Raw genomic sequence first — 15,480 nt, 5'->3', positions numbered from 1 at the left:
TTATGTTACGCGTAATCGATACGGAAACCTGTGGCCTGCAGGGCGGCGTGGTGGAAGTGGCGTCAGTGGATGTCATTGACGGCCAGATCGTCAATCCGATGAGCGATCTGATCTGCCCGGACCGGCCCATCAGTCGTCAGGCGATGGCGGTGCACCGCATCACTGAAGCCATGGTGGTAGGCAAACCGACCATCGAAGAGGCGATTGGCCGCTATCACGGTAGCCCGCACTATGTGGCGCATAACGCCAGCTTTGACCGGCGCATGCTGCCGACGATGCCGGGCGAATGGATCTGCACCATGACGCTGGCGCGCCAGCTGTGGCCGGGCATTAAATACGGTAATCAGGCGCTGCGCCACAGCCTCAAACTCGAGGTGTCGCCGCCGGATGATCTGCACGCGCACCGCGCGCTGTACGATTGCTACGTCACCGCCGCGCTGCTGATCCGCATTATGGAAACCTCCGGCTGGAGCGCCAGCGAGATGGTGAGTCGCTGCCAGCCGGCGCCGGTCAGTGACGAGGTGTTCCCGTTTGGTAAGTATCGCGGTCAGAGCATCGGCAGCATCGCGCGTAAAGATCCGGGCTATCTGCGCTGGGTACTGGAAAACGTACGTGATTTGCGCGCGCCGCTGCGGCAGACGCTGCGCAAATACGTTAAGGATACTCAATAATCGCTGCGCGGCGGCAGCGTGCCCTGCGCCAGGGCGATCAGGAAAGTGAACTCCTGCGCCACGCCTTCATAGGATTTATAACGTCCTGATTTGCCGCCGTGGCCGGAATCCATATCGGTGCAGAGTAACAGCAGTGCATCGTTGGTGCGCAGCTCACGCAGCTTTGCCACCCACTTCGCCGGCTCCCAGTACTGTACCTGCGAATCGTGCAGCCCGGTCGTCACCAGCAGGTGCGGATACGCCTGCGCCGTCACGTTGTCATACGGGCTGTACTGGCGGATGTAGCGATAGAATTCCGCCTGCTCCGGATTGCCCCACTCATCATATTCACCGGTAGTCAGCGGAATCGACGGATCGAGCATGGTCGTGACCACATCGACAAACGGCACCTGAGCGATCACGCCGTGAAACAGCTGCGGCGCCATATTCAGCACACCGCCCATCAGCAAGCCCCCGGCACTGCCGCCCATGGCGTACAGCTGCTGCGGGTTACCGTAGCCTTTCGCCACCAGCGCTTCAGTGACATCAATGAAGTCGGTGAAGCTGTTCATTTTATGTTGCAGCCGGCCATCGTCATACCACTGCTGGCCCAGCTCGCCGCCGCCGCGCACGTGGATAATCGCGTAGATGAAACCGCGCTCCAGCAAACTGATGCGGCTGGTGCCGAAGCTGGCCTCCATGCTGCTGCCATACGCGCCGTAGCCGTACGCCAGCAGCGGATTGGCACCGCGCTGAAAGTGTTTACGGTGATAAACCAGTGAGACCGGCACTTCCGTGCCGTCGCGCACCGTGATCCACAGATGTTCACTTTTGTAGTCGGCAGAGTCAAAGCCCGGCACCGGGGTTTGCTTGAGGATGCGCCGCTCGCCGGTCTCCATGTTCAGTTCGAACAGCGTGGTCGGCGTCGTCATCGACGAGTAGCCGTAGCGCAGCGTGTCACTTTCCGGCGTGGGGTTGTAGGCCAGCCAGGTGACATAGGCCGGATCGTCAAACGCGATGCCGTAACTCTCGCCGCTCGCCCAGTTAATCTGGCGCAGGGTATTTACCCCGCGCTGGCGCTCTTCAACCACCAGCCAGTTACGAAACAGCTGGAAATCTTCCATCACCACGTTATCGCGCGGTGGAATCAAGGTTTGCCAGCGATCTTCAGCCAGCCACGCGCTGCGGTACAGGCCGAAATTTTTGCCGTCGCGGTTGGAGCGGATAAAGAACTGATGATTGTAGTGATCGATGCTGTATTCATGATCGCGCCGCCGCGGACAAAACACCTGCGGCTGTGCGTCCGGATATTCCGCGTCAATCAGCAGAATTTCACTGGTAGTTGTGCTGAACAGCGCGATCAGGATGAAGTGTTCCGAAGTGGTTTTATGCACGCTGAGGTGGAAAGACTCATCCTGCTCTTCATACACCAGCTGATCTTCCGACTGCGGATGCCCCAGTTCGTGACGCCACACCTGATAAGCCAGCAGCGTTTTCGGATGCTTGCGCACGTAGTAGAGGGTGCGTGAGTCGTTGGCCCACGCCACGCTGGAGGACGCGTCGCGCAGTACCTCCGGATACCAGCTGCCGCTGTTGAGATTACGAAAGCGGATGCCGTACTGGCGGCGCGACAGAAAATCTTCCGCCAGCGCCATCACCTGGTTATCCGGGCTGATATCCAGTGTGCCCATGGTGTAAAAGTCACTGTGTGCCGCGCGCTGGTTGCCATCCAGCAGCAGCTGCCACGGCTGGTCGGCGGGCACATCCACCGGCTGGCGGAAATAGGCCGCGTACTCATTGCCGGCTTCGTAACGGCTTTGATAGCGGTAGCCGTTTCTCACATACGGTACCGAATGGTCCTGCGCCGGCATCCGGTCAATAATCTCCTTCAGCACCCGATCCTGCAGCGCATCCTGAGAAGCCATCATCGCTTTACCGTAGCGGTTTTCCGCCTCCAGATAAGCCAGTACCTCGGGATTTTGCCGGTCATCATCACGCAGCCAGAAATAGTTATCGGTGCGCGTTTCGCCGTGTAACGTCATGTGGTGGGGGATTTTTTTCGCTTGCGGCTGATTCATTACAGAGTTTCTCCCTGAAAGACGACATCCTGCAAGCGTGGCACTTCTGGCAGAGGAAGCCAAGCCGGAAACGCACGCGAAGTGTAACCGGAGGCCGCCACAGCCGCCCCCGGCGTGACTCAGGCCGCTTTTTCCGCCGCGATGTCGCGCTGAATACCGTCGCGCACGTCCTGCGGAATTTTTAGCGCATCGCCGAGCGCGGAGAGATAACTGCGTTCCATGAAATGATCGACATCGATCGCCGCGCAGCTAAGGAAATAGAGTTCCAGCGCTTCCTCTTCGTTTTTCACGTCGGCGGCCAGCCACTGCGGATCGAGTGGACGGTTCATCGCCTGCTGAATCAGCGCTTCCGCCTGCGCACCGTAACCGGCCTGATGAATATTCTGCTCGATGGCCGTGCGCTCGCGATCGTCAATGTGCCCGTCGCTTTTCGCAGCAAACACCAGCGCAGTTACCAGTCGCTCCGCGCGCTGGTCGAGCGGCGTCTGCAGCTGGCCAAACGCAGGCTCATCCTGATGGGTTTCCCGCACGCGCTGCTTGTATTTATTCCACAGCACCGCGCCCGCCGCCGCCCCACCGCCGACCAGCAGCGCGGTGCCGCCGTATTTGGTTAACAGCTTGCGCGACGATTTGCTGGCAACCAGTAAACCCGCCAGGCCACCCAGCGCGCCGGGTGCCAGCATATCGCTCAGGCCGCCTGATTTGCCGTCACCGCCCTTCTTTGCCAGAACCGATTGAATTTGCTGCAGCCAGTTACTCATCGTTTAACTCCTGTTTAAGTTTTCGCTCACTATGCTGCCGCACGCTGTGTCAGTTAACGTCAGAGCCGGCAAAGTATGGCAAAGCCGGACGTGCGCAATGCGTGAGTACGCAAACGTTTTCGTTTATACTGCGCGCGCATTTTGACTGCTAAGGTGAAATTATGACGACTCTCGGAACCGCGCTGCGTCCTGCCGCAACGCGTGTCATGCTGTTAGGTTCAGGTGAATTGGGCAAAGAGGTGGCGCTGGAGTGTCAGCGTCTCGGGGTGGAAGTGATCGCCGTCGATCGCTATGCCGATGCCCCGGCGATGCACGTTGCGCATCGCAGCCACGTCATTAACATGCTGGACGGTGACGCACTGGCGGCGCTGATTGCGCAGGAGCAGCCCCACTTTGTGGTGCCGGAAATCGAAGCCATCGCCACCGAAAAACTGCTGGAGCTGGAAGCACAGGGGCAAAAAGTGGTGCCGACGGCCCGTGCTGCACGTCTGACCATGAACCGTGAAGGCATTCGCCGTCTGGCGGCCGAAGAGCTGGCGTTACCAACCTCAACCTATCAGTTTGCGGATAGCAAAGCGCGTTTCGTCGCGGCCGCGCACGAGATCGGTTTTCCCTGCATCGTGAAACCGGTAATGAGCTCCTCCGGTAAAGGCCAGAGCTTCATTCGCGAAGCCAGCCAGCTGGATCACGCCTGGGATTATGCGCAGCAAGGCGGACGCGCGGGCGCGGGCCGGGTGATTGTTGAGGGCGTCGTGAAGTTCGATTTTGAAATCACCCTGCTGACCATCAGCGCGGTGGACGGCATCCATTTCTGCGCGCCAATTGGCCATCGTCAGGAAGACGGTGATTATCGTGAATCCTGGCAGCCACAGCAGATGAGCGAACTGGCCCTGCAGCGCGCGCAGGACATCGCCGCTAACGTGGTGAAAGCGCTGGGCGGTTACGGCCTGTTTGGCGTGGAACTGTTTGTGTGCGGCGACGAGGTGGTGTTTAGCGAAGTCTCTCCGCGTCCGCACGATACCGGTATGGTGACGCTGATTTCGCAGGATCTTTCTGAGTTCGCGCTGCACGTGCGCGCCTTCCTCGGCCTGCCGATTGGCGGCATTCGCCAGTATGGACCGGCTGCTTCGGCGGTGATCCTGCCACAGCTCGATAGCCACAACGTGCAGTTTGTGAATGTAGAAGCCGCACTTGGCGCCGGTTTGCAGCTGCGCCTGTTTGGTAAGCCGGAAATCGCGGGGCAGCGCCGTCTGGGCGTCGCGCTGGCGACCGGTGACAGCACCGATGATGCCGTGGCTCGCGCCATTGCCAGCGCCGCGGCGGTGCAGGTTCAGGGCTGATTGCCCGGGTGGTGAAGCGTTGTCATCACCACCCGTAAAGATGGATTGCTGCCGCGTAGCCTCTGTGCGGCAGCGTTATTACCGATCAGCGGGGGGAAGCCGCGCCCGCCACTGCCTCACGCGCCAGCTGCGTAATGCGATCCCAGTCGCCGCTCTCCAGCGCATCGTTTGGCACCAGCCACGAACCGCCAATACACAGCACGCTTTTCAGCGCCAGATAGTCACGATAGTTGGCTGGTGAAATGCCGCCGGTCGGGCAGAAACGCACCTGCGGGAATGGACCACCAATCGCTGCCAGTGCTTTCACGCCGCCGTTCGCCTCTGCCGGGAAGAACTTGAACTCGCGCAAACCATAATCCATGCCAACCATCAGTTCCGACACGGTGCTGATGCCTGGAATCAGCGGCACCGGGCCTTCCACCGCCGCCTTGAGCAGCGGTTCGGTGAGCCCCGGGCTAATGACAAACTGCGCACCGGCGTCGGTCACTTCTTTCAGCTGCTGGGTATTGATCACCGTGCCGGCACCCACAATCGCTTCCGGAACTTCTTTGATCATTGCCCGCAGCGCATCCATTGCTACCGGCGTGCGCAGCGTCACTTCCAGCACGCGTACGCCACCTGCGACCAGCGCTTTGGCCATCGGCACCGCATGTTCCAGCTTGTTGACGACAATCACCGGCACAACCGGGCCGGTAGTCAGAATCTGTTCCGCACTCGTTTTCCAGTTCTTCATTACGTTTCCTCAGGAGAGACAGCCCGACGCGCGGTCCGGCTGTCAGAAAGAGATCCCTACCATACAAGATCGGCCGGACGGACGTCTATTGGATATCATCAATTTTTGAAACCGCGGTTCATTTTGGTGATGACCTGTATCCGCTCGCAAGTTGAGCCTGATGCCTGCGTCTGCAGTTTTAACCCAGCACCAGTGAGACAACCGCTAAAACAATTAATAAAAACACCAGTGCACTGACCAGAGCCATACCAGCCACGATGGCATGGAACGTCAGAGTGGCACCTGCGAAAAACAGCGCGCCGTAAACACTCCAGCGGCTCTCTTTGCGCATACCACCAAACGCGGCCAGCAGCAGGGCAATAGCCGCCAGCACGACATCCGTAATGGTAAGCAGCCCATCGATGTCCATCTTGCTGGTTTTCGATGTAGAACTTTGCACGTTCTCTCCTTTTAGTCCGGCAAGAACACCTTTCTTCACTGCGGCAACCTGTTCTGCTACCACCTGCTCAATTGAGGGACGATTTTGGAACGGGCCGAAAGTAAAGTGAACTGCAACCAGCATGAATGCTATGGCCCCCAGCAGCATACCGACAGAACTCCATTTATTGCGCAATAGCGTTTCCATACGTTTCCTTAGCATTATCATTTGCGCATCATTGCGCACCATTCTGTAGGGTTGCCATTAATGGCGACCAGGGTTAACCTCGCTGGCTAAAAACAAAACGCCCCTGGCGAACAGCGCAGGGGCGTAAATATAAACTTCTCAGTCAGCGATGCAGGACCGGTTATTCAAACTCGTTCCACGAACGGCCGTCGCGGGTGATCATCGCTACCGACGCCACCGGGCCCCAGGTGCCGGCCTGATACGGTTTGGAGGCGTCGCCATCCGCATTCCACGCTTCAATAATCGAATCGACATAGGTCCACGCCGCTTCAACTTCATCGCGGCGCACAAACAGCGCCTGAATGCCACGCATGGTTTCCAGCAGCAGACGCTCGTAGGCATCCGCCAGATGCGACTGATTGAAGGTTTCGGAGTAGCTCAGATCCAGTTTGGTGGTCTGCAGCTTATGCTTGTGATCGAGACCCGGCACCTTGTTGAGGATCTCAATATCCACGCCTTCGTCCGGCTGCAGACGAATCGTCAGCTTGTTCTGCGGCAGCTCGGCGTAAGAGTCCTTAAACAGGTTCATCTCCGGATTTTTGAAGTACACCACCACTTCTGAGCACTTGGTCGGCAGACGCTTACCGGTGCGCAGGTAGAAAGGCACGCCCGCCCAGCGCCAGTTATCGATATCCACGCGGATGGCAACGAAGGTTTCGGTGCTGCTCTGCTTGTTAGCCCCCTCTTCTTCCAGGTAGCCCGGCACTTTTTTGCCCTGCACAAAACCGGCAGTGTACTGACCGCGTACGGTTTTCTCGCGCACGTTGGTCTGGTCGATGCGGCGCAGCGAGCGCAGCACTTTCACCTTCTCATCACGAATCGCGTCAGCGCTGAGATCGGACGGCGGCGACATGGCGATCATGGTCAGGATCTGCAGCAGGTGGTTCTGGATCATGTCACGCATCTGGCCGGCTTTGTCGAAGTAACCCCAGCGGCCTTCGATACCCACCTCTTCCGCCACGGTGATCTGCACGTGGTCGATGGTGCGGTTGTCCCAGTTATTGACGAAAATCGAGTTGGCAAAACGCAGCGCCAGCAGGTTGAGCACCGTCTCTTTACCGAGATAATGGTCGATACGGAACACCTGGCTTTCATCGAAGAATTTACCGACGCTGTCGTTAATCTCCTGCGAGGTCTCCAGTGAGGTGCCAAGCGGCTTCTCCATTACCACGCGCGCCGGTTTGGCGTTGAGTTTAGCGGCGCCCAGGCCTTCACAGATGGCGCCAAAGGTGCTCGGCGGCATGGCAAAGTAGTTGATGGTGACGCGGTTTTTCTGATCCAGCATCTTGCCCAGTTTCGAGAAGTGCGAGGTGTCGTTAACGTCGAGGTTGCAGAAGTCGAGACGGCCGCTGAGTTTGTCCCACAGCGCTTCGTCAATCTTCTCCTTCATGAAGGTTTCCAGCGCTTCACGCACCACTTTGGTGTAGGCCTCTTTGTCCCACTCCGCGCGACCCACGCCAATAATGCGCGTGGTATCGTGAATCTGACCGGCTTTCTCCAGCTGATACAGTGAAGGCAACAGTTTCCGGCGTGCAAGATCGCCTTTGGCACCGAAAATCACCAGATCGCATGCCTGGGCTGTTTGTGTTACCGCCATTTTCCTCTCCTCGTTGCAGGATATACCCGGCCTGAGCGTCCTCATCCTGCCGGGTCCTTATTGTAATTTTCTTACAGCACAATGTACTTTTTTCACCGCGCCAGGACAACCCGGCTGCGGTCGGTTACAGGTGATAATCCTGCACCGCCGGGGCGCATTTAACGTGTTGCGAAGTGCGCTAACGCGCCTTTTTCTGTTTCGATGTTTGTCGGGCGAAAACCCGGCAGCGATCAAAGTATGACAAAAAAAGCGCGGTTACATTTGTCCGCCGCTGCGTACGTCAGGCTATTACACGGTATATTCCGCATAATTGGCAGCGATTTCACGCACGGGTGAACGCAAAAAAGTGATTGATGGTCATCGGGTTAACAACATGCTGGATCAAATACAGGCGCAGCTGGCCGCGCTGAGCAAATCAGAACGCAAAGTGGCAGAACAGATTCTGGCCGCGCCGCAGCAGGCGATGCACTCGAGCATTGCCACGCTGGCACAGGCGGCCCAGGTCAGCGAACCGACGGTGAACCGCTTCTGTCACCGCATGGGCACGCGCGGCTTTCCTGATTTCAAGCTGCAGCTGGCACAGAGTCTGGCCAAAGGACCGAGCTGGGTCAGTCTCGATGTCGAAGAAAATGACAGCGTAGAACGCTACAGCCACAAGATTTTTGATTCCGCGCTGGCGGGACTCAGCCGCGTGCGTCAGCAACTGGATATGCAGGTGGTGGCTCAGGCGGTGCAGGCATTGTCACAGGCGCATAAAGTGGCCTTCTTTGGTCTTGGCGCCTCGGCGGTAGTGGCGCATGATGCCACCAATAAATTTCTGCGTTTTAATCTGCCGGTCATCTGGTCCGAGGATATTGTGATCCAGCGCATGAGTTGCATAAATAGTGGACCAAATGACGTGTTTGTTCTGATATCGCATACTGGCCGCACCAAAAATATGATAGAACTGGCTCGCCTGGCGCGTGTAAACGCTTCCACCGTGTTGGCTATCACCTCGCCCGGATCGCCGCTGGCAGATGAAGCCACGCTGGCGCTGACGCTGGATGTACCGGAAGATACCGACATCTATCTGCCGATGGTTTCCCGCCTGGCGCAGCTCACCGTGGTTGACGTGCTGGCAACCGGTTTTACCCTGGAGCGCGGTACCGCTTTCCGCGAGAATCTCAAACGGGTAAAAGAGGCACTAAAAGCATCGCGCCTCGAAAAGCCGGCACCGGAATCACGTGCACAGCAAAATAATTAACATCACATTTACAATGTGAGTCGAATCACAGCCCCTCGATCATATAGAATGAGTGACCATTGCGTGTCACTTGTGATCGACACGATACTTTGTCAACGGAGTCCTTCATGTCCAGACGTCTCAGAAGAACCAAGATCGTTACAACCCTCGGCCCCGCCACCGATCGCGATAACAACCTCGAAAAAATCATCGCGGCAGGCGCTAACGTTGTGCGACTCAATTTCTCCCACGGCACCCCGGAAGATCATCAACTGCGCGCCGATAAAGTGCGGCAGATTGCGGCCAAACTCGGTCGCCACGTCGCCATTCTTGGCGATCTGCAAGGCCCTAAAATTCGCGTATCAACCTTCAAAGAAGGCAAAGTTTTCCTCAATGTCGGTGACCGCTTCCTGCTGGATGCCAACCTGAGCAAAGGCGAAGGCGACAAAGAGAAAGTCGGTATCGACTATAAAGGCCTGCCGGAAGATGTGGTGCCGGGCGATATCCTGCTGCTGGACGACGGTCGTGTGCAGCTGAAGGTGCTGGAAGTTCAGGGTGTAAAAGTGTTCACCGAAGTGACCGTCGGCGGTCCGCTCTCCAACAATAAAGGCATCAACAAGCTCGGCGGCGGTTTGTCGGCTGAAGCGCTAACCGAAAAAGATAAGCTGGATATCATTACCGCGGCGAAAATTGGCGTCGACTATCTGGCGGTCTCCTTCCCGCGTAACGGCGAAGACATGAACTACGCGCGCCGTCTGGCACGCGATGCCGGCTGCGACGCCAAACTGGTGGCAAAAGTGGAGCGCGCCGAAGCAGTGGCAACGCAGGAAGCGATGGACGACATCATCCTCGCCTCCGACGTGGTGATGGTGGCGCGTGGCGATCTCGGTGTGGAAATTGGCGATCCGGAGCTGGTGGGCATTCAGAAAGCATTGATTCGGCGTGCGCGTCAGCTGAACCGCACCATCATTACTGCTACCCAGATGATGGAGTCGATGATCACCAATCCGATGCCGACCCGCGCGGAAGTGATGGATGTGGCAAACGCCGTGCTGGACGGCACCGATGCGGTGATGCTGTCGGCAGAAACGGCGGCCGGTCAGTATCCGGCGGAAACCGTGTCGGCGATGGCGAAGGTGTGTCTCGGCGCGGAAAAAATTCCAAGCGTGAACGTATCCAAACACCGCCTGGACGTGCAGTTCGACAACATCGAAGAAGCGATTGCCATGTCGGCAATGTACGCCGCTAACCATTTGCAGGGCGTGTCGGCCATCATTACCATGACCGAATCTGGCCGTACCGCACTGATGACGTCGCGCATCACTTCCGGTCTGCCGATCTTCGCAATGTCACGTCATGAACGTACCCTGAACCTGACCGCGCTGTACCGTGGCGTGACGCCGGTGTTCTTTGACAGCAACAACGATGGTGTCGCCGCCGCGCACGATGCGGTTAATCTGCTGCGCGACAAAGGGTTCCTCGTCTCCGGCGATCTGGTGATTGTCACCCAGGGCGACGTGATGGCGACCACCGGCACCACCAACACCAGCCGTGTCCTGCGCGTAGACTGAGTTTTACGCACCTCCTGACAGCGGCTGTAACAACATGGACAAACGCGACTGCCTGGCAGTCGCGTTTTATTTTTCACTGACAAGGAGGCCAGATGGCCCGCTATCAACCCATCAGTCAACTCACCGGGCGCGTGCTGCTGTTTCCGCTCGCGCTGGTGCTGTTTGAGTTCGCGACTTACATCGCCCACGACATGATTCAGCCCGGCATGCTGCTGGTCACCGCCGAGTTTAACGTCGGCCCGGAATGGGTATCCACCTCACTCACTGCCTATCTGATGGGCGGCGTGGTGCTGCAGTGGCTGCTCGGTCCGCTGTCGGATAAATATGGCCGGCGTCCGGTGTTGCTGTTCGGCATTCTGTTCTTTGCCGCCGCCTGTGTTCTCACCACCTGGGTGAGCAACATCGAGCAGTTCGTTACGCTGCGCTTTATCCAGGGCATCAGCCTGTGCTTCATTGGCGCAGTAAGCTATGCCGCAGTGCAGGAGGCGTTTGACGAGGCGTTAGCTGTGCGCATGATGGCGCTGATGGCTAACGTGGCGCTGCTGGCACCGCTGGCGGGTCCGCTGGCCGGTGCCGCCTGGCTAACGGTGGGCGAATGGCGCAGCATGTTCTGGCTGTTTGCGGTTTGCAGCCTGCTGGCGTTTGTGGTGCTGTGGCGCATCATGCCGGAAACCGCCGGCGATCGCAGCCACTCCATTGCGTTACCGAACCTGGCGCGCGGCTACGGACGGCTGGCGCGCGATAAGCAGGTGATGTACGGCTCCTTCGCTATCGGCCTGGTGTTCATCCCGATTCTTACCTGGGTGGCGCTGTCGCCGGTGATCCTGATGCATGAAGAGGGCTTATCCCGCCTGCAGTATGCATTACTGCAATTACCGGTGTTTCTGGCGATGATCGCCGGTAACCTGACGCTGGGCAAACTGGCGGGACGCGTGGCCATCGAGCAACCGGTTAAATTTGCCGCCTGGCCGATTCTGCTCGGCCTGAGCATCGCGCTGGTGGCGAACCTGCTCAACAGCCACAGTTACCTGCTGCTCACCGCCGGCCTTAGCCTGTATGCATTTGGTGCCGGGATGGTCAACGCCGGGCTGTACCGGCTGACGCTCTATTCCAGCAGCGAAGGTAAAGGCAGCATCGCCGCCATGCTGGGGATGATCAGCATTCTGACGCTGGCGGCAGGGATTGAAGTGGCAAAAAGCGGTTATTTCAGCGGCGGTACGCCGTGGTTCAGCGCGATAAACTTCGTCGCCGGCGTGTTGTGGTTTGGCCTGGTGACGCTGTTCCTGCGCGAGCGCAAGCGGCGCAGTCGCCTGACAAGTGTCGAATGAGTAATGACGAACCGTGCCGGGCGGCACGGTTCAGCACGCGTTAGCTATTTACGCGGGTACAAATCCTTTCGCGCGTAAGGCTCAATATCCCCTGCTTTACGCGTCTTCAGCAATTTGAGAATCCATGTGTACTGCTCCGGATGCGGGCGCACGAAGATTTCCACCTCTTCGTTCATGCGCCGCGCCAGCGTGGTGTCATCGGCATCCAGCAAATCGTCCATCGGCGGGCGCACATAAATCTCCAGCTTGTGCGTCGCGCTGTTATACACCGGGAACAGCGGCACTACGCGCGCGCGGCACACTTTCATCAGACGCCCGACCGCCGGCAATGTCGCTTTATAGGTAGCAAAGAAATCGACAAACTCGCTCTGCTCTGCACCGTGGTCCTGGTCCGGCAGATAGTAGCCGTAATAGCCCTGACGCACCGAGGCGATAAACGGTTTGATGCCGTCGTTGCGCGCGTGCATGCGGCCGCCAAAACGGCGACGGACGGTGTTCCAGATATAATCCATCAGCGGATCGCTTTGATTGTGGAACATCGCCGCCATCATCTGACCTTCCGAGGCCAGCAGCATCGCCGGAATATCCACGCCCCAGCCGTGTGGCACGAGGAAAATCACGTTCTCATGATTCTCCTGCAGCGCCGTGATGATCTCGCGGCCGTGCCACTCAACGCGCTGGCGCACGCGTTCAGGATTACGCATCCCCAGCTCGGCCATCATCACCATCGCCTGCGGCGCGGTGGCAAACATACGATCAGCAATCTCTTCGCGCTGTGCTTCGCTGAGCTCCGGCAGGCAATAGTAGAGATTGATCAGCGCACGGCGGCGCGCACTTTTCGCCAGCTTGCCGGCAAACTTACCCAGCCCGCCCAGCACCGGATCACGCACCTTGGCCGGCAGCATCGCCATACCGGCCAGCGCACCAATCGCCAGCCAGCTGCCCCAGTATTTCGGCTTTAAAAAAGAACGTTGAAAAACGGGAATAAACTCACTGTTATTTTTTTTTCGGGTTTCCATGCACTCGCCTCTGACAATGACGGCTCAATAATAGTGACGGCAGGTAATTTTGCAATCTTCACAGGCCAGATAGCAAAAAACCGACGAAGAATCCGTCGGTTTTTGCGCGTTTGCCCGGAAATTAACGTTATTTCAGCGTCAGCTGTGGCAGATAACTCTTCACCTGCGCCAGATAGGTGCTGCGATCTTTACCGGTCAGCCCTTCCATGCGCGGCAATTTCGCCGTCAGCGGGTTGACCGCCTGGTTGTTGATCCACACTTCATAATGCAGATGCGGTCCGGTGGAGCGACCGGTGTTACCGGAAAGCGCGATGCGATCGCCGCGTTTCACTTTCTGTCCCGGTTTCACCAGCGCTTTGCTCAGATGCATGTAGCGGGTCATGTACTGGCGACCGTGACGGATCGCGACGTAGTTACCGGCGGCTCCGCCGTTTTTCGCGATCACCACTTCGCCATCGCCGACAGCCAGCACAGGCGTACCAATCGGCAGCGCAAAATCGACGCCTTTGTGCGGCGCGATGCGCCCGGTCACCGGATTGAGGCGGCGCGGATTGAAGTTTGACGAGACGCGGTACTGTTTCACCGTCGGGAAGCGCATGAAGCCCCGCGCAAGACCGGAGCCGTTGCGGTCGTAGAACTTGCCGTCTTCCGCGCGGAACGCGTAGTAATCTTTACCGCCGGTGCGCAGCCGCACGCCGAGCAGCTGGCTCTGCGCACTTTTACCGTCCAGCATCTCACGCGACATCAGTACGCTGAAATCATCACCGGCGCGCAGTTTGCGGAAATCCATCTGCCACTGCATGGCTTTAATCACGCTGCTGGTTTCGGCGCTGGTCAGGCCGGCGCGCTGGGCGCTGGCGGCGAAACTGCCGCGCACTTCGCCTTTCAGGACGCTGTTCTGCCATTCACCTTTCTGCATCTCCTGCTGCATCTTAAAGCTGCCGTTCGGCTGACGCGCGTAGGTGCGGGTTTCACGCCGATCAATCTCCCAGGTGAAGTCCTGCAGCGCGCCATCAGCATCCAGCGTCCAGCTCAGCTGCTGTCCCACGCGCAGATTACGCAAACTCTTGTCGCTGCTGACCAGCGCGTTGATGTCACCGAGATCGATACCGTACTGATTAAGCGCGCTGCTCAGCGTATCGCCTGAGGATACGGTGTAATCATGCTGATCGGGATTGACCGGTACGTCTTTGTCGATGTCATCCGACGGGATTTCGTCTTCCGGTTCCGCCGTGGTTTGATCGATCGGTTCACTGGCTTCCGGCAGCAGCGTGCGCAGTTCGTTTTTGTCCAGCGTGATGTCTTTCACGATGGGCGCAACATCGCGGGGATGATAGACGTAAGGCCGCCAGACAGCGACGGCCAGTGTAACAACGGTGAGTGACCCCAGCATAACGCGGTGGGGGCGCGGCAAATTATTAAATGCGAGGGCGACAGAGCGGGCTATCTGCTGCACTTTTACCTATTCCTCTATGCTCCATTCAGGCAGCTCGCATACTGGCTTGACAGCTGTGAGAGGAATTTCACGTAGCTGTCTTTGGTTAAGCTGATTCCCATGCCTAACGGGTCGAGGGTGCCTTTACGCACGCTGGTTCCGCGAGACACGGCATCGATGACCGCCGGCCTGAATTGTGGTTCAGCAAAAACGCAGACTGCTTTCTGCTCAACCAACTGTGTTCGTATTTGATGTAAACGCTGGGCGCCCGGCTGGATCTCAGGATTGACGGTAAAATGACCTAATGGTGATAAACCGTAATGTTTCTCAAAGTAGCTGTAAGCGTCGTGAAAAACGAAATAACCCTTGTTCCGTACCGGCGCGAGTTGTGCGCCAATCCGTTTGTCTGTGTCCGCCAATTGTGCCTCAAACTGCTGCAGGTTGGCGTCAAGTTTGGCTTTGCTTTGCGGCATAAGTTCCAATAATTTTCCGTGGATTGCAACAGCAGATTGTTTCGCAATCTCCGGCGACATCCACAGGTGCATATTAAACTCGCCGTGGTGATGATGAGTATGAGACGGGTCCTGGTTCTCAGAATTGTCTGAGTCATGGTCGTGATCGTGACCGTGCTCATGTTCGTCCTCATCTTCACCACCGCTAATCAATAGCGGTTTTACGCCAGGCAAGGCGGCAATTTCAAGGTTTTTACTGGCCGGTAACTCCCCGGCGGACTTCGTCAGAAAGGCTTCCATCTCCGGACCGGTCCATACTACTAAGTCAGCGTTTTTAATACGTTTTACATCGGATGGCCGTAAGGCATAATCGTGCTCTGAGGCACCGTCCGGCAGCAATACTTCAACCGGCGTAATGCCATCGGCAATGGCGGCTGCGATAAATCCGAGAGGCTTGATTGAAGCCACCACCGCAGACTGCGCGGAAAACGTGGTGGCGAGGCCGATCGCCGCCGCAGAAAGGGTAAAAGCCAGGCGCTTTTTATTGTGTAACATAATGCGTCATTCCATCGTGACCAGGTGATGGAATGTGATATTATAACATTCGAAATTCAATGCAACCCGTAAATA

13 protein-coding genes are annotated in these 15,480 nt (G+C 57.6%); 5 read left to right on the top strand and 8 right to left on the bottom strand.

Annotated elements, in window-relative coordinates; translation table 11 throughout:
* The first annotated feature begins 2 nt into the window (after nt 1-2).
* Nucleotides 3-671 carry an exodeoxyribonuclease X gene (exoX, locus tag AC6I8P_RS08390; RefSeq protein ID WP_021509985.1) on the top strand — a complete coding sequence of 223 codons (669 nt, stop codon included), beginning with the start codon at nt 3-5 and terminating at the stop codon, nt 669-671.
* On the opposite strand, the gene AC6I8P_RS08385 is transcribed toward exoX, so the two are convergent.
* Together AC6I8P_RS08385 and AC6I8P_RS08380 are read right to left on the bottom strand one after the other, a co-directional pair.
* Nucleotides 665-2,728: a S9 family peptidase gene (locus AC6I8P_RS08385; protein WP_498031114.1), complete on the bottom strand. Its 2,064-nt coding sequence runs from the start codon at nt 2,726-2,728 to the stop codon at nt 665-667. The two genes, exoX and AC6I8P_RS08385, sit on opposite strands and share 7 nt — an antisense overlap.
* Before the next feature lie 119 nt (nt 2,729-2,847).
* Nucleotides 2,848-3,489 (bottom strand): tellurite resistance TerB family protein, encoded by a 642-nt coding sequence (locus tag AC6I8P_RS08380; protein ID WP_058757517.1) that lies wholly within the window; start codon nt 3,487-3,489, stop codon nt 2,848-2,850.
* Between the two features lie 161 nt (nt 3,490-3,650).
* Between AC6I8P_RS08380 and purT the strand changes: the two genes are divergently transcribed.
* On the top strand, nt 3,651-4,829 hold the full coding sequence (purT, locus tag AC6I8P_RS08375; protein WP_031280195.1) for a formate-dependent phosphoribosylglycinamide formyltransferase: 1,179 nt from the start codon (nt 3,651-3,653) through the stop codon (nt 4,827-4,829).
* Between the two features lie 85 nt (nt 4,830-4,914).
* On the opposite strand, the gene AC6I8P_RS08370 is transcribed toward purT, so the two are convergent.
* From AC6I8P_RS08370 to zwf, 3 genes are all read right to left on the bottom strand, one after another.
* On the bottom strand, nt 4,915-5,562 hold the full coding sequence (locus AC6I8P_RS08370) for a bifunctional 4-hydroxy-2-oxoglutarate aldolase/2-dehydro-3-deoxy-phosphogluconate aldolase (RefSeq protein WP_058757515.1): 648 nt from the start codon (nt 5,560-5,562) through the stop codon (nt 4,915-4,917).
* Between the two features lie 178 nt (nt 5,563-5,740).
* Complete coding sequence (gene yidI, locus AC6I8P_RS08365) at nt 5,741-6,187, bottom strand: inner membrane protein YidI (RefSeq protein WP_058780667.1); 447 nt, start codon at nt 6,185-6,187, stop codon at nt 5,741-5,743.
* Nucleotides 6,188-6,347: 160 nt separating this feature from the next.
* A complete protein-coding gene (zwf, locus tag AC6I8P_RS08360) occupies nt 6,348-7,823 on the bottom strand; it encodes a glucose-6-phosphate dehydrogenase (RefSeq protein WP_021509979.1) in 1,476 nt (491 codons plus the stop codon).
* A 373-nt stretch (nt 7,824-8,196) separates the two neighbouring features.
* On the opposite strand from zwf, the gene AC6I8P_RS08355 reads away from it, so the two are divergent.
* The 3 genes from AC6I8P_RS08355 to AC6I8P_RS08345 all read left to right on the top strand — a co-directional run bounded on the left by AC6I8P_RS08355 (nt 8,197) and on the right by AC6I8P_RS08345 (nt 11,944).
* A complete protein-coding gene (locus tag AC6I8P_RS08355; RefSeq protein WP_264239871.1) occupies nt 8,197-9,066 on the top strand; it encodes a MurR/RpiR family transcriptional regulator in 870 nt (289 codons plus the stop codon).
* Between the two features lie 107 nt (nt 9,067-9,173).
* Complete coding sequence (gene pyk, locus AC6I8P_RS08350; protein ID WP_021509977.1) at nt 9,174-10,616, top strand: pyruvate kinase; 1,443 nt, start codon at nt 9,174-9,176, stop codon at nt 10,614-10,616.
* Nucleotides 10,617-10,708: 92 nt separating this feature from the next.
* Nucleotides 10,709-11,944, top strand: a complete 1,236-nt coding sequence (locus AC6I8P_RS08345; protein ID WP_058757513.1) for an MFS transporter — start codon at nt 10,709-10,711, stop codon at nt 11,942-11,944.
* 44 nt (nt 11,945-11,988) lie between these two features.
* On the opposite strand, the gene lpxM is transcribed toward AC6I8P_RS08345, so the two are convergent.
* From lpxM to znuA, 3 genes are all read right to left on the bottom strand, one after another.
* Nucleotides 11,989-12,963: a lauroyl-Kdo(2)-lipid IV(A) myristoyltransferase gene (gene lpxM / locus AC6I8P_RS08340; RefSeq protein ID WP_498031113.1), complete on the bottom strand. Its 975-nt coding sequence runs from the start codon at nt 12,961-12,963 to the stop codon at nt 11,989-11,991.
* A gap of 127 nt (nt 12,964-13,090) precedes the next feature.
* Complete coding sequence (gene mepM, locus AC6I8P_RS08335; protein WP_031280193.1) at nt 13,091-14,419, bottom strand: murein DD-endopeptidase MepM; 1,329 nt, start codon at nt 14,417-14,419, stop codon at nt 13,091-13,093.
* 14 nt (nt 14,420-14,433) lie between these two features.
* On the bottom strand, nt 14,434-15,405 hold the full coding sequence (znuA, locus tag AC6I8P_RS08330) for a zinc ABC transporter substrate-binding protein ZnuA (protein ID WP_058771223.1): 972 nt from the start codon (nt 15,403-15,405) through the stop codon (nt 14,434-14,436).
* Nucleotides 15,406-15,480 lie beyond the last annotated feature (75 nt).

The organism is gamma proteobacterium symbiont of Lampromicra miyakona (assembly GCF_059730895.1).
The sequence above is the reverse complement of the archived record's forward strand: the minus strand, read 5'-3'. Positions and strand labels throughout refer to the sequence as shown.

What these genes read in the sequence shown, in the direction of transcription:
- znuA (WP_058771223.1), bottom strand. Translation starts at nt 15,405, where the DNA reads ATGTTACACAATAAAAAGCGCCTGGCTTTTACCCTTTCTGCGGCGGCG.
- yidI (WP_058780667.1), bottom strand. Translation starts at nt 6,187, where the DNA reads ATGGAAACGCTATTGCGCAATAAATGGAGTTCTGTCGGTATGCTGCTG.
- pyk (WP_021509977.1), top strand. Translation starts at nt 9,174, where the DNA reads ATGTCCAGACGTCTCAGAAGAACCAAGATCGTTACAACCCTCGGCCCC.
- purT (WP_031280195.1), top strand. Translation starts at nt 3,651, where the DNA reads ATGACGACTCTCGGAACCGCGCTGCGTCCTGCCGCAACGCGTGTCATG.
- AC6I8P_RS08385 (WP_498031114.1), bottom strand. Translation starts at nt 2,728, where the DNA reads ATGAATCAGCCGCAAGCGAAAAAAATCCCCCACCACATGACGTTACAC.
- exoX (WP_021509985.1), top strand. Translation starts at nt 3, where the DNA reads ATGTTACGCGTAATCGATACGGAAACCTGTGGCCTGCAGGGCGGCGTG.
- AC6I8P_RS08380 (WP_058757517.1), bottom strand. Translation starts at nt 3,489, where the DNA reads ATGAGTAACTGGCTGCAGCAAATTCAATCGGTTCTGGCAAAGAAGGGC.
- lpxM (WP_498031113.1), bottom strand. Translation starts at nt 12,963, where the DNA reads ATGGAAACCCGAAAAAAAAATAACAGTGAGTTTATTCCCGTTTTTCAA.
- AC6I8P_RS08355 (WP_264239871.1), top strand. Translation starts at nt 8,197, where the DNA reads ATGCTGGATCAAATACAGGCGCAGCTGGCCGCGCTGAGCAAATCAGAA.
- AC6I8P_RS08345 (WP_058757513.1), top strand. Translation starts at nt 10,709, where the DNA reads ATGGCCCGCTATCAACCCATCAGTCAACTCACCGGGCGCGTGCTGCTG.
- zwf (WP_021509979.1), bottom strand. Translation starts at nt 7,823, where the DNA reads ATGGCGGTAACACAAACAGCCCAGGCATGCGATCTGGTGATTTTCGGT.
- AC6I8P_RS08370 (WP_058757515.1), bottom strand. Translation starts at nt 5,562, where the DNA reads ATGAAGAACTGGAAAACGAGTGCGGAACAGATTCTGACTACCGGCCCG.